The 14603-nt window shown below is 39.2% G+C and carries 14 protein-coding genes; 3 read left to right on the top strand and 11 right to left on the bottom strand.

Annotated features, from left to right (window positions below; all coding sequences use genetic code 11):
* Window positions 1-6: 6 nt before the first annotated feature.
* Together lipB and lipA are read left to right on the top strand one after the other, a co-directional pair.
* Window positions 7-657 carry a lipoyl(octanoyl) transferase LipB gene (gene lipB / locus CXF74_RS05800; protein WP_101081467.1) on the top strand — a complete coding sequence of 217 codons (651 nt, stop codon included), beginning with the start codon at window positions 7-9 and terminating at the stop codon, window positions 655-657.
* Entirely contained in the window at window positions 650-1618 is a 969-nt protein-coding gene (lipA, locus tag CXF74_RS05795; protein ID WP_101081466.1) for a lipoyl synthase, read from the top strand. Before lipB ends, lipA begins: the two co-directional genes overlap by 8 nt.
* A 104-nt stretch (window positions 1619-1722) precedes the next feature.
* Here the strand turns inward: lipA and CXF74_RS05790 are convergent, their stop codons facing one another.
* From CXF74_RS05790 to CXF74_RS05745, 10 genes are read right to left on the bottom strand one after another with little or no spacing between them, the layout of a single operon-like run.
* Window positions 1723-3966, bottom strand: a complete 2244-nt coding sequence (locus CXF74_RS05790; RefSeq protein ID WP_332870266.1) for a patatin-like phospholipase family protein — start codon at window positions 3964-3966, stop codon at window positions 1723-1725.
* Window positions 3959-5179 carry a type II secretion system F family protein gene (locus CXF74_RS05785; RefSeq protein ID WP_101081464.1) on the bottom strand — a complete coding sequence of 407 codons (1221 nt, stop codon included), beginning with the start codon at window positions 5177-5179 and terminating at the stop codon, window positions 3959-3961. The genes CXF74_RS05790 and CXF74_RS05785 overlap by 8 nt, the downstream gene beginning before the upstream one ends.
* On the bottom strand, window positions 5179-6990 hold the full coding sequence (locus CXF74_RS05780; RefSeq protein ID WP_101081463.1) for a GspE/PulE family protein: 1812 nt from the start codon (window positions 6988-6990) through the stop codon (window positions 5179-5181). Before CXF74_RS05780 ends, CXF74_RS05785 begins: the two co-directional genes overlap by 1 nt.
* Before the next feature lie 8 nt (window positions 6991-6998).
* A complete protein-coding gene (locus tag CXF74_RS05775; protein WP_101081462.1) occupies window positions 6999-8075 on the bottom strand; it encodes a tetratricopeptide repeat protein in 1077 nt (358 codons plus the stop codon).
* Entirely contained in the window at window positions 8072-8977 is a 906-nt protein-coding gene (locus tag CXF74_RS05770; protein WP_198552795.1) for an ExeA family protein, read from the bottom strand. Before CXF74_RS05770 ends, CXF74_RS05775 begins: the two co-directional genes overlap by 4 nt.
* A complete protein-coding gene (mshL, locus tag CXF74_RS05765) occupies window positions 8974-10644 on the bottom strand; it encodes a pilus (MSHA type) biogenesis protein MshL (protein ID WP_232772452.1) in 1671 nt (556 codons plus the stop codon). Before mshL ends, CXF74_RS05770 begins: the two co-directional genes overlap by 4 nt.
* A gap of 14 nt (window positions 10645-10658) precedes the next feature.
* Window positions 10659-10982, bottom strand: coding sequence for an MSHA biogenesis protein MshK (locus tag CXF74_RS05760; RefSeq protein WP_101081460.1), 324 nt, complete (start codon window positions 10980-10982; stop codon window positions 10659-10661).
* Window positions 10975-11637 (bottom strand): hypothetical protein, encoded by a 663-nt coding sequence (locus tag CXF74_RS05755; protein WP_101081459.1) that lies wholly within the window; start codon window positions 11635-11637, stop codon window positions 10975-10977. The genes CXF74_RS05760 and CXF74_RS05755 overlap by 8 nt, the downstream gene beginning before the upstream one ends.
* Window positions 11630-12229 carry a hypothetical protein gene (locus tag CXF74_RS05750; protein ID WP_101081458.1) on the bottom strand — a complete coding sequence of 200 codons (600 nt, stop codon included), beginning with the start codon at window positions 12227-12229 and terminating at the stop codon, window positions 11630-11632. The genes CXF74_RS05755 and CXF74_RS05750 overlap by 8 nt, the downstream gene beginning before the upstream one ends.
* Window positions 12226-13101 (bottom strand): hypothetical protein, encoded by an 876-nt coding sequence (locus tag CXF74_RS05745; protein WP_101081457.1) that lies wholly within the window; start codon window positions 13099-13101, stop codon window positions 12226-12228. Before CXF74_RS05745 ends, CXF74_RS05750 begins: the two co-directional genes overlap by 4 nt.
* A 134-nt stretch (window positions 13102-13235) precedes the next feature.
* Between CXF74_RS05745 and CXF74_RS05740 the strand changes: the two genes are divergently transcribed.
* Complete coding sequence (locus CXF74_RS05740; protein ID WP_232772451.1) at window positions 13236-14195, top strand: 1-aminocyclopropane-1-carboxylate deaminase/D-cysteine desulfhydrase; 960 nt, start codon at window positions 13236-13238, stop codon at window positions 14193-14195.
* A gap of 77 nt (window positions 14196-14272) precedes the next feature.
* On the opposite strand, the gene CXF74_RS05735 is transcribed toward CXF74_RS05740, so the two are convergent.
* Window positions 14273-14603 (bottom strand): EAL domain-containing protein (locus CXF74_RS05735; protein ID WP_157822338.1); only part of this gene is annotated, 331 nt, incomplete at its 5' end.

The following is a 14603-nucleotide window of genomic DNA, read 5'->3' as shown; positions in this document are numbered from 1 at the left end:
TAGATAATGACAAACTTAGCAAAAAAACTCACCTTGCGTTATTTAGGGCAACAGCCCTACCTTGAAACGTGGCAAGCGATGAGTGACTTTACTAATCTGCGTGATGAAAATACGTTGGATGAAATTTGGGTGGTTGAACACCCCGCTGTATTTACTCAAGGTATAGCAGGTAAAGCAGAACATCTTTTACAACAAACCCAAATCCCCGTTGTAAAAAGTGATCGTGGAGGCCAAATTACTTACCACGGTCCTGGGCAATTAATTGTTTATCTGCTTATCAATATCCGCCGTAAAGATTTTAACGTGCGTAGCTTGGTGACTATTATTGAGCAGGGTATCATCGACCTATTAAAGAGTTATAATATCAGCGCATTTGCTAAAGCGGATGCGCCGGGTGTTTATGTTAACGATAAAAAAATAGCATCGCTGGGATTAAAAATCCGCCGAGGTTGTTCATTTCATGGCTTAGCCTTAAATGTTGATATGGACCTTTCCCCTTTCCTACAAATCAATCCCTGTGGTTATGCAGGGCTTGCAATGACGCAATGCAAAGATGAGGGAATCAACCTCAGTGCAATAGCACTTGCTCCGTTATTAATAGAAAAGATGAACCAACAATTGCAATATTCACAAATAGAGAGTGTTTTCCATGAGTAATAAACCTAGCCAACTTACCGCCGGTAAAAAACTACGCGATGCCGATAAACTTTCTCATATCCCTATTAAAGTGATTCCATCGGATAAACACACGGTATTAAAAAAACCTGCTTGGATGAAAATAAAATTAAGATCTGACAACACCCGTGTTGCAGAGATTAAAAAAGCACTGCGTAAAAACAAATTACACTCTGTTTGTGAAGAAGCTTCTTGCCCTAACTTAAACGAATGTTTTAACCATGGCACAGCAACCTTTATGATTTTAGGTGAAATCTGTACTCGACGTTGCCCATTCTGCGATGTTGGCCATGGTAAACCCTTAGCCGTTGATACTGATGAGCCGATAAAATTGGCTGAAACGATCAGAGATATGAAACTTAAATATGTGGTTATCACTTCTGTTGACCGCGATGATTTGCGCGATGGTGGTGCACAGCATTTTGCAGATTGTATTCGTGAAATTCGCCTATTGAATCCAACCATCAAAATTGAAATCCTCGTACCTGACTTTAAAGGGCGTATGGATAAAGCATTAGCGTGTTTTGAAAATGATGTACCAGACGTGTTTAACCATAACCTTGAAACAGCGCCACATTTATACAAACAGGTTCGTCCAGGTGCTGACTACAAGTGGTCATTACAACTGCTGAAAAAATTCAAAGAACAGCATCCAGAAGTGCCAACAAAATCAGGTCTTATGATGGGATTGGGTGAAACGAATGCAGAGATTGAAGAAGTATTAGTAGATCTTCACGCACATGGCGTAACAATGCTGACACTAGGTCAATACTTACAACCTAGCCTTAACCATTTAGCCGTTGAACGCTACGTACCGCCTGCTGAGTTTGATGAGCTTGGATTAAAAGCAAGAGCATTAGGCTTTGAACATGCAGCGTGTGGACCGTTAGTACGCTCTTCATACCATGCTGACTTACAAGCATCAGGTCAAGAAGTAAAATAAATTATAGCTGTCAGTCATAAGCTGTCAGCTTTCCTCGTTCCAGGTAACCTATTCTGAAACGAGGAACTTTCTTTTAACTGATGGCTGATAGCTATTAACTCCTTTTACCAATTCTTCCCTAGAGAGAAAAATACAGTGACTTCATCTTCTTCGTAATAACCAAAACTCGTCGCATAACCCACACCAATAACAGCAGGGCCAAAACTGGTATCAGTGCCTAAATAGACACTACCTGAGGTGACCATTTCATCAAGACTCATCGACTCTTTTAATTGCCATACATTACCCGCCTCAATACTAGTACCAAGATAAAGAGGTAGTCCTGTACCGCCAGGAATCTCTCTTCCTAAGTCGTACTGATAAACTAAGGCGGCAAATGCTTTATGCGCGCCTATTAAGGCATCTTTTTGGTAACCCGATAGATTTAAAAATCCGCCTAATTCAGAGTAACGAATAGAAAAATCATTATCGCTGAGTACCGTAGAAAATGAAGAAATCCCCACAAAGGTATGATGACCTAAACCGAGGGCACCACGCCAATCAAGGGTCACTTCAATGGATAAATCATCTTGATTATCAAACTCGCTGTGCAGGTAATCATCTTGGCGTGCGTAGACCTCAAAGAGAATTTTATTTCCTTTAGTTGGAAAGTTAATACTATTTAAAGTGTCGTAGCCTAGTGACATATAAGCGCCTAGAGAGTCATACTCCAAAGGTTCATAAGTTGAACTTTCGAAGCGCACTTCCCCCAACTCCCCCACAAAACCAAACTCAGCGATGCCATAATCGTTGTAGTGGTAACCTAAACCTAAGCGTAACTCGAGAAAGCGATTACGTAATTCGGGGCGCTGTTGGTTGGTATTGAATTCATTTTCCGCAAACTTTTCCTCTTTATACTGTACACGGCTTCGAGAAAATAGGCTTTGTTGTTCATTAAGGGGTTGATAAAACTCAGTCGCAATCTGACTTTCCCAGCCGATAGACAGTTCGTTTTTCCAGCTGCCTCCATTATCAGTAAGGTCTGTTAATAGATAAGCGATATCAAATGAGATCATTGAGGTATTTGAAAAATCGCCCTGCCAATCAAAACCAAAATGAAGATAGTTCGGCCCCCATGATTTTTCTTTTGTGGTTAATACTACCGTGCGCCCTTGCATCGAATCTTTAAACTCTGCGTTAACATAATCAAAACGATCAAGTGCATAAACCCGTTGAATCGCCTCTTCTAATTGCTCTTTTGTCACTACCTCACCAATTTCAACGGCAAAATGCTTACTAATAATAGACTGATCCACTTTAGATTTATTGTCGTATTCGATGGCGATCACAGGTTGAAAAAGAGGTTGTATCCAAGCTCTGCTTTTTTGTTTTTTAGCAAATAGGTATTGCTCAAATTCTTTGTCAGTTACTGCCAGTTGAGCAATTTGGTATTGGTTATCTAAGGCCGCTTGCTCACCCTTTTCTAGGGCAATATCAAGAATTGAAAAGTCAGTTGTACTAAGATCGGCGATATCAGGTCTAATCAAAATATCTTGTTCTTCAAGTAATAACTTTTGATTGTTTGTCGTAGTGATAGTCAGAATATTTGATAGCTGACTAAGCACATCCACAGTGCTATTAATTTGCTTTTTATCTAATAAAGGAGAGCCAATATCAACGGCAATAATAATATCAGCGCCCATTGCACGCGCCACATCAACGGGCATATTATTAACAATACCGCCATCAACGAGTAACTTGCCATCTATTTCAATCGGCTCAAGTGCACCTGGTACGGTTGAAGAAGCTTTCATTGCTTGGGTAATACTGCCACTGCTTAAAACGACCGCTTTTGAGCTACTAATATCAGTCGCCACTGCGCGATAGGGAATAGCAAGATCATCAAAGCTTTCAAAAACCCCCACGGCATCCGTGGAAAGCTTTAACAGTTGTAAAGCCGACTGGCCTAAAAGTAGTCCCGATGGCATTTTCAATTTACCTTCGCTATAACCTAAACGTAAGGTGATATTGTATTTATCGCGCAGTTGTTTATCTTCGTAGAGAAGCTCTTCACGTGGGATAAAATCAGAATAGCCTTTATCCCAATTAGTATTAAACATGATCTCTTGGATTTGATCTGGGCTATAACCCAGCGCATACCAGCCACCAATATAAGAACCAATACTGGTACCTACGATATAATCGATAGGCACATTATTGGCTTCTAATACCTTTAAAACACCAATATGAGCAGCGCCTTTTGCACCACCACCACTGAGTACTAAGCCAACTTTAGAGCGAGATACTGCCGAAAATGAAAGACTCACCAAACAAACAAAAATCAAATAATGCCTAACCAACTTAACCACCTTTCATTGCTCCCATCATGTCCCACATTGGCGTAAATATGCCTAATGCTAAAATCAATACCATACCCGCTACAATTGAGATCAAAATAGGCTCTATTTTTGCAGTCATATTCTTAAGTTCATAATCCACTTCACGTTCATAAAAGTCGGCGGCTTCGTTAAGTAACTCATCAACTTGACCCGTTTCTTCACCAACGGCAATCATTTGTAATACCAAAGGAGTGAACAAACCAGCTGCGGTTGCTGTTTTTAGCAACGGATCCCCTGCTTCAATACCTGAGCGCATCGCTAAAATCTTTTCCTGTAGATAATTATTATCCACGGCATGGGCAATTAAATATAAGGCGTTATTAAGAGGCACACCCGCACTGAGCATCATCGCAAAACTACGTGAAAATCGCGCTAACAATGAACGCTCAATAACACTGCCAACAACGGGAATTTTGAGTTTCCATTTATCCCATAAATAAGCGCCTTTCGGGCTATTTAGCCATAACTTTAAACCAATAAAAGCACTGATTAAAAATATCAGCATGAGGTGCCAATAATCGACAAAGAAAGAGGAGGTGCCAAGTAAAACCTGTGTTGTCCAAGGTAATTCAGCATGAAATTTTGCAAACATACCCGCAAAGGTAGGGATCACATAAATATTTAAGATGACCATAGCCACCGCGAGCGCGATTAATACAAAGGTTGGATAACGCATTGCACTTTTTACGCGCTTACGTGTTTCTATCTCTTGTTCTAAATATTCAGAAAGCTGTAAAAAAATGCGGTCTAGCTGACCGGTATTTTCACCCACTTGAATCAGTGAAACATAAAGCTGAGAGAAGACTCGCGGGTGAGCCCCCATAGCAGCGGAAAGTGAATAACCGTTACGCATACGGTTTAATACGTCTTGCAACGACTCACTTAACAATACGGAATGAGTCGATTCTGCCAAGCCATTAATCGCTCTTAAAATAGGAATACCCGCTTTGGTTAACGAGTATATTTGTCGCGTAAATACAATTAAATCAGAAGGATTTACTTTAGATGCAAAAATCAAACTCAAATCCAGGTTTTCAGCACCTGCTTTTTTCTCTTTAATGGAAGAGGGTAATACCCCCTTTTGCATTACTTGATCGGCAGCGGTATCTATCGAACTTGCTTCAACCTCTCCCTTGACTGAGTTTCCTTGTGCATCTCGCCCTACATACTTAAAAAGAGCCATCAGTTAGGGTAATCTAAAGAAGAAGCATCACGTGGCGTCAGTGATAATCCAAAGTCTGATTCTTGCTCATCCGCAGGTGTGGGACGAAATGTCGCTATATGTGCTTTTTCAAAGCGATCAACTAACTTGAATACTTCCTCTAATGAGGTTATCCCCTGTTTTGCATAATCTAATGCTGCAATCGCTAAGGGTTCAAAATATTGTGATTGTTTAGCCGCAACAGCAAATGCTTCTGTATCATCAAGGCGTAATGCAGACACCATTGCATCATCAAGCTCTAACAATTCAAATACACCAATACGGCCTCGATAACCAGTGAATTGGCATCGCTGACAACCTGGTGCAGAATGAAACTGTCTATTATGTAAGGTTTCAGTGCTTAATTGATCTAACAGTACTTGTTGCTCAAAAGGGGTTTCATGTGTGTGTTTACAATTTTCGCATAAACGTCTAATAAGACGCTGCGCAATAACCGCACGTAATGCACTCGCAACTAGATAACCTGGCGCGCCCATGTCCAATAGTCGTAAGGTACTGCTAATCGCATCATTTGTATGCAAAGTTGATAACACTAAATGACCGGTTAATGCGCCACGTAAACCGATTTCCATGGTTTCATTATCACGCATCTCACCGACCAGTAGAATATCAGGATCTTGACGCAGTGCGGTACGTAAAACAGTCGAGAAATCTAATCCGATTTTACTGTTAACTTGTACTTGGTTAACACGTGGTAATCGATACTCAACGGGATCTTCGACGGTAATTATTTTATTGCCCGGCTCATTAAGCATGCTTAAGGCTGAATAAAGTGTGGTTGTTTTACCACTACCCGTTGGACCCGTTACCAATATTAATCCGTTCGGACGTTTTAACTGTAACTTTAAACGCGCTTGTAAGTGTTCTGGAATACCAATTTCGTCGAAGGAAAGCACCCCGCCAGATTGATCCAGCAAACGCATTACGACGGATTCACCTTCTTGAATTGGCATAGTAGAAACACGAATATCGATGCTTTTACCTTTAATATTAATATTAAAGCGACCATCTTGCGGAAGGCGTTTTTCAGAGATATCTAGTTGTGCCATCAGTTTTAAACGTAAAACGAGTGCACTGGCAATACCACTTTCAGGTAATAATGTTTCTTGTAAAACACCATCCACACGTTGACGAATACGCAAGACTTTTTCATCGGGTTCGATATGAATATCCGATGCGCCCACTTGCACAGCATCTTCAAACAATGATTGTAATAGTTTAACAACGGTGGCGTCTGAGCCTTCTCCGCCTAACTCTAAACCACTGACGTCAAAAGCAGAGGTTTCACCATGTTCTTCGCTCAGCTTAACTGCGAATGAAGCGATCTCTTTGGTACGGCGATAAACGCGATCAAAAGATTCAATAAGCTGATCTTCACGTGCGATTTTTAGTGAAAATTCACGCCCTTTCAGCAGCGTCGATAAAACATCTAAACTGTGTAGATCGGCAGGATCAGAAACAACTAAAGTGACTTTTTCACCGTCATCATGAATAGCCAGAGCACGTAAACGACGCGCATGTACTTCCGGAATCAACTGCACCGCGTTATGATCTATTTTAACTTTAAGCAGATCTACGATTTCAATATTTAACTGTTGAGCAAGAAAAGTCAGTATCTGATCTTCATTGATGTAACCTAAATGAATTAACGTTGCACCGAGTTTCAATCCGAGGTTACGCTGCTCTTTTAAGGCATTGCCTAGCTGCGCTTCACTAATTAGTTGTTCATCAACCAGTAGATCACCTAAGCGTTTTTTAAGTTGTGGTTTCATCGAGTCCCTTACTGACTTGCTAAATAAGTTAGACGCTGATTAATATACTTTTTAGCTTTACTAGAAAGATCAATCTGCAATAACGCTTTTTGATAACTTGCAACGGCTAAGCTTTGTTTACTCTGCTTATCCTGCGCAATTGCGAGCGACATTATCCAACGACCATTATTTGGACGCTGAGATAACAAACCTTGGTATAACGCTTCTGATTTTTCGTACTTTTCAAATTTTTGCGCCAAAATGGCATAACTCACATGGTAATCTAAATGCCCCTCAACCTTTGGAGGATGCTGATCTAAATAGAGATAAGCTTTTTGTGTCTCACCATTCTTTAATGCAATACGCGATAATATTAAGTTAAAGTCAGAATATTCAGGATACTGTAGCGCACCTTTCTTCAAGAAACTGGTAGCACGATTTTGATCACCGGCACCATAATAATAAAGCGCTAATGATTTTCGGACTTCATGAAGTTCAGGTTTGATTCTAAGCGCCTTACTTTTCTCCTGCGAGGCTAATAACGTATCTCCATTTGATAATGCTTTTTGTGCTTTTTTCAAATGGATATCAGCAAGTTGTTGCTTCGTTAACGTTGATTTTTTAATTTCTAAAAAAGATGAACTTGCCTTGTTGGTTACTTTTTCTTGTTGCTTCTCTTCAACCTGGGGCACTTTCTTTTTAGCGACTAATTGTTTCGGTTTCGGCGTAGCTGTTACTTTCACAACAGCAGCACTAGTCACTTTCTTTACTACAGCAACCTTCTGCGCAGGCTCTTTAACTGGCCTAGGCGTAATAGTAATAGGTTGTGGAGTCGTTGTTACTTTAACAACCTTATGCTTTGCAGCGACCGGTTGAGAAACCGCCACAGAAGAAACTTCCGCAGCAATGGTCTCTGCAAGACCCTGACGGTTATCAGGCTTGTTATAGATAAGGTAAGAAAGGCCAATAGAAGAGATTAAAAGCAGGCTAATTAAGCAAAAAATTAATACTTTTTGTTTGTGTTTTTTGGCAGGCATCGAAGCCAAAATAGGCGCGCTAGCAGTCCCATCTTGCAGTTCTTGATGCATCTTATTGATAATGCTCATAATAGCCCTTTCCACCATAATAGCAGTGCTATATTAAGCGTAATAAATGAAGCGAGTAGCAACCACCACTTCGACATCGACGGTAATGCATAAGCATCTTCAGTATCAGTAACCGCTTCTTTTACTAATTTAGGAGTGATTTTATAATCTTGCTGACCATAACTTAAAATTAATACTTTATGTGCAAGCACATTAATTAAACGTGGAATGCCGCGACTCGCTTGGCTAATTTTACGACAGACACTGCGACTAAATAATCTAGCGCCACGATAACCCGCTTGTTTTAAGCGCTCGCTGATATAGTGCTCAATCTCATTGTCAGACAAAGCACGCAATTGGTAAGAAAAGGTAATGCGTTGGCGTAATTGGCGTAATTTATTATCAGCAAGGCGTACGTCTAATTCAGGCTGTCCAAAAAGAACAACTTGTAATAATTTAGTTGCATCACTTTCCAGATTTGAAAATAAACGTAATGCTTCTAAAGTCGCATCCGGTAGAGCCTGCGCTTCATCGACCAATACCAATACTTTTCTACCCTCGTTAAGTAATACTAATAACCGCTCTTTAATTTTTTCAGTCAGTAAAAACTGCTCATCAAACTCTGCTTTATCAACACCTATTTTATTGGCTAATAAACAACGTAATTCATGGGCACTTAAATAAGCATTATCTATTGTACAAATAAGATATTGCTCGGCTAACTCTTGCTGTAATTTATTACATAACAGCGTCTTTCCCGTGCCTACTTCACCAGTGATCTTAAGAATGCTTTCGCCAAAAGAAAGCGCGGTGGTAATCACCTCTAACGCTTCTTTATGTGGAATAAAGTCGATATAAAATTGTGGATCTGCGGTCAATGAAAAAGGCGCTTTTTCCAGCCCAAAATGCTGTAAATAGATCATTTAGTGGGATACCATTTTTCAATTAAGTCTGACGATTTTTGTATCTCTTGTTTCCAAGTATTTTTCTTAACAACTTGCGGTTTAACAAGAATAACCAGCTCAGTTTTATAATTTACCTTTTGACGATTAGTAAAGAACTCACCTAACCAGGGAATATCACCAATAAAAGGCACTTTAGAGACTAAGTCTTTTTCTATCGTCTTCATGAGTCCACCAATCACAATGACTTCGCCAGAGTTCGCTTTTACAACCGTATCAGATTCTCGCACATTACTCTTAGCAACCGGAATAGTCAGGTCACCCGTACTACCAGTACCGAAGCTAATCGTTTTAATCTGCTCTTCAATATCGATGATACTTGGGTGTATATGTAAAAGAACAGAGTCATCATCATTAATTTTGGGCGTCACATCAACCGAAATCCCCGCAAAGAAAGGCGTTAATTCTACCGTTGGCGTTGATGAGTCAATGCCACTTACCGTGGTTGTTGAAACGTCAGTTACAAAATACTCGTCACCACCGACTTTAATAATCGCTTTTTGGTTGTTCATTGCTGTAATACGTGGTTTAGACAGTACGTTTACATCACCTTGAGTCGATAATAATGAAACAACAGCACTGAATGAGCCATTGGCTATCGTTAAGGCGCCCCCTCCCCCAATAGTATTTTGAATTAAACTATCCGCAATTTTATGAACGCTATCAAATAATATATCTGATGAACCCACTGTATCACCCACATTTGTCCAACTAACACCTTGCTGGTATTCATCACTTAAGGTCACTTCTATTATCTGCATTTCAAGAATAACCTGACGTGTTAAATGGTCTGTCTCTGTTTCTAAAAATTCACGTACAACACGAATTTCGTTCGGGTAAGCACGTATCGTAACCACCCCAGACATTGGGCTAATAATGACATCACGCCCTTTTTTATTATCGAGTAACGTCTTAATTTTATATTCTAAATACGCCCAATAGTTAGTGCTGGTAATCGTTGATATTTTAGTACCACTTTGCATATCTTCAGAATCAAGTTTACCTTCAAACTCTTTCATCTTTATGCTATCAGCATCTGCTGATGAACCAGAAGAAGATGAAGAGCTGTCTTCACTATCCTCGCTATCTTTAGCACTGTCCGTTAATCCACCAGACAAAACAGTGGTACGCGAGCCACCACCACGATTCATAAACAAGTAATCAAGCGTAAAACTAGCCACACGCATACCCGCTGGGTAAATATGGTAGACACGCCCTTTTAATTTGATGTCATAGCCATACATATCTTCGATAACGCGTAGCGCTTCCGCTAGGGTTACCTGTTTTAAAGAAAGCGTTATTTCTCCATCCACATCAGGGTGAATAGCAACACTGTATTCAGAATCACTAATAATGGATGCAAAAAACAGTCGAGCATCTACATCTCGCGCAGAAATATCAATACGTTTCTCTTGCACAACAATATTGCTATTCGGCTCATTAAGATCCGCATACAATTCCGCCTCAATATCTTCAGGCAAAATAAGCTCAGAGACCTGTTTATCTTCAGGTGTCTGTAAACTCTCTTTTTGTGCAGAGGCGTCGTTCTTTTTAGTAATCTGGCATGCTGTTAATAATAAAACACAACAGCTCATTGAAATAATTTTTATCATCTTTCTCTTTTCCATAAAACACCACCTGCTTAGTGGCTAAATCGTTCATTTGAAGAATATAAAGTTAATGTGTAGGTTTTCTTTTGATACTCAATTAATACTTTTTTAGCATCAATTAAAGTGATTTTATAACCGCTCACCCACTGCCCTTGTTTGTATAGTTTGTTGTTTAAAATGGCTTGTGGTTTACCTGCTTTAACAACAATACTTTGTAAGGTTGGCAAGGCAGAGCGATGCACTTTGCGATCTTTTTTCACTTGAAAGTTAAGTGGCCTTGTAGGATCTACTAAGACTTCACTTTGAGCAAATAGAGAGGCGCTAACGAATAGACTAACTAAAATAAATTTAACCACTGACTAAATCCTGCTGATCGCTTAATGTATAAATTTGAATAGTGACTTCGGCAAGTGGGTAGTTACTTACGTTATAATCCATTGAATACCAATAAAATTTCTCTTTTAAGCTTTCTACATTTAAAAGGTACTGATAAATAGCATTGTAATCACCAAGCAAGGTTATCTCTAATGTATGCTGGTAAAATGTATCTTGTTCAGACTTCTCACTCGCTTGTTTTTGTGCATTAAAGGCCTTAACAGGTAATGACTTTAACGCACTGATTTTTACACCTGGGCTTTTACTTAAAACTTTAGTTAATGCAATAGGCATTTTTTGTGCGTGGATAAATTTCACCAATTTATCGTCTAACTTATTATCCAGTTGAAGTAGCGTTGCTTGTGAAAAGGCAATTTTATTATTAATTTCTTCAAGAGGATCTTGCTCTAAGCGATGATTAACTTCAGCAATTTCATTGTTTAATACTTTCTCCGCTTGATAGCTTTTTTGTAGTGATTTCTCTATTTTGGTTTGCGTTAATATCGCCGGATCTAATATCCAAAAATAGGTTGTTGAAAGGGTACAAATAAGTAATGCAGCAAACAAAATGAAACGTTCGCGCAGCGCCATATTATTAAATGACTTATCCACTTCGGTGTAACTAAATTTACTCACTGGCTTTTCCTTTTAACTCACTATTGGTTAACTGAAAAGTAAAAAAACCTTTCTTCTCTTTAATGGATAGCGCTTTAAATGCCATGGCAGATAACTCATCTGTTATTTGCATATTTGATAACCATAAAGGCAGTGAATCACTGTATTTTGCATCTCCAGTGATATTTAACGTGCCAGAAATCATCGAAAAATGATTGATAGTCAAGTTGGGCATATCAGCATACGCTAAGCCACGCATTAACTCAGAAAAGCTCACTGACTCTTTTACGTCAATGCCAGCTAACGTTGCAAGTAAGCGCTGTTTTGCTTTTACTTCGTTCTCTAACATACTATGTAAACGTAACTTAGCATCGGGAGCGCGTTTTTTTTGTAACTCAGCCACTAAGCTTGAAAGTTGTAATTGCTGTTCAGAAATCGACTTTTTATGTTCTAGTAAGCGCTCATTAGCAGACTGACTCTGATGATTCATGACAAAATAGGATAAAAGTGACGCTAAGAGGCAAATAACAAAGAGCGCCAAAAATTGTGAAAACGTGGCTTTTTCACGTTTAGGGTAACAACTAGGTTGATATAGATTAACCTGTTTTTTCATTGTGCTGTCTCTTGAGTTAAACCACCATAGGCAAGAATAGAGAGGAAATCATATTGATCCTCTTCGCCATAGGGCTGTACATTACGTGCGAGATAGGCGCCTAACTTTTCGGATAACAGTTTGATATCAGGGCAAACAACCGCGAGGTATAATGCACCAACCGCATTAATACCTAACTGTGAGTTGATATAATCCAATGCACGTTGAACCTCTAAACTTAAACCATCTAAGAGTGCATTTTCAACGTCAGCAAGGGGTAAGACTAATAACTCATTAAAGCCACGTACACGATGGGTAAAGTATAATTGTCCTTCTTTAACAACCGTTAATACTAACTCGTTATTTTGCTGTGAAAGCAGAATATTAGCTTCATTATGACAACCTAATAATCGACTCAAGGCAAGTTCTTCAATAGTAATACCATCGAGTTTTAAACCAGACTTTACTAACATGTCTCTGATCATCAATACACGTGTTTTAGGTAAACAGATAACCGTTATTTGTTCCCCTTTACGCTGTTGAAAAGGCATATCGTAATAATCGACAACCAAATTAAAGACACTTTCAGAAACCAAATCTTTAATGGTAAAAGGTAAAGAAGATAATAGCTCTGACTCTTCTACTTTAGGTTTCTCTATATCGAAGGTTTGATAAAACTCACGCCCTAACACAACAGATACTTGGCAACCTTGTAATTGATGCTTATTAACTAAGGCCGTAAAAACCTCAGCCCACTGCCCCTCTGAATTAACTACTTTTTTAGCAAGCAGTATAGGAAGACCTTCTTGTAAGTCACAAATTGCAATCTGCTTCTCACCTAAGTAAAGAGAGATCTGTTTCTGTGTTTTTTTACTAAACCATTTTTTAAGCATAAAGTGGACTATTTCTCTTTGTTTTATTGATACTTAACTTACAAATAATACTTATAAATAATAGGCGAATAATAAGCGATAACCCGATAAAATATTTTTTTATTTTTAAAATTTATTAAGTAAGGCAAATAATAGTGCCCAAATCACTTATACAATTGCAAAAACAGCTCCAATCGCTGATCAGCCCCTCTCCACTACAGGTGATTAATCACCCGTTATTCGTTGAAAAGAATCTGACCGTCAGTGTTAAACGCGATGACCTGTTACACCCTCATATTTCAGGCAATAAATGGCGAAAATTGAAGTTTAACCTGATTGAAGCAAGAAAACACGGCATAAACCATATTCTTAGTTTTGGCGGTGCCTACTCAAACCACATTCATGCCCTTGCCGCTGCTGGTCATCATTTTGGCTTTAAGACAAGCGCTATTATCCGCGGAGAACCTCATTACGCGAATAACCCAACATTAAAGCAAGCCAAAAAATGGGGCATGCAGTTACACTTTGTTTCACGTAAAGAATACAGAAAACGCCATGAAGCCGAGTACCTACAAGCATTACAAGATAGCTATTCCGATGCCTTCATTGTCCCCGAAGGTGGCAGTAATGCATTCGCTATTCCTGGTGTCAGTGAATTATGCAGCGAACTAAAGGTACAGTGTAACAAAAGAATAGACCATGTTGTAACCGCGACAGGCAGCGGAGGCACATTAGCAGGATTAATTGCCGGATTTTCAAACGATCAACAAGCCGTTACGACTAAAATAACCGGTATTGCGGTATTAAAGCAGGCTGATTATTTAGTTGAAGAAGTAAATAATTTATTACAGCAGGCAAATATAAAAGAGCCAACTCACTGGCAATTACAAACTCAGTTTCATGGGGGAGGATATGCCAAGGTATCACCGTTATTAAGTGAGTTCTGTTTGCAATTTGAGCAGCAGACACAAATTCCTGTTGAGCCTATTTATACCGGGAAAATGTTTTATGCGCTATTTGAGCTCATTAAACAAGATTACTTTTCCACGGGGGATAATATCATTGCCTTGCATACCGGCGGTCTACAAGGATTACAGGGATTAGCATCTCGTTAATTGGTTATTCTATTGCGCGTTCAGTGAACATTTAATTTAACCGTTGCTCTTGTATTAGCCTACAACGCGCCATTGTATTAAATAGACATCGGATGCGCAGTTGAAAATAAAGAACCTTGCCCTGCAAAAACGCCTAATTTTAACAGACATTTCCACTCGTCATTATTTTCAATACCCACAGCAATCACTTTAGTGGGACTATTTAAGCAACTTGCCATTAAGCTTTGCAACGCCATTTGATTGGTTTTACGAATATTGATATCACGCACTAAACCAGGGTGCAGCTTTAGATAATCAATAGAAAAGTCGAGAATGTAACCAGTATTAACCACTGATTTCCCAACGTTATCAACCGCAATGCTACAACCCAATTTTTGCAGTGTAATCAGCGCATTACGCAGTGGAAAG

The sequence above is a fragment of the Psychromonas sp. Urea-02u-13 genome, assembly GCF_002835995.1.
GTDB lineage: Bacteria > Pseudomonadota > Gammaproteobacteria > Enterobacterales > Psychromonadaceae > Psychromonas.
The sequence above is the reverse complement of the archived record's forward strand: the minus strand, read 5'-3'. Positions and strand labels throughout refer to the sequence as shown.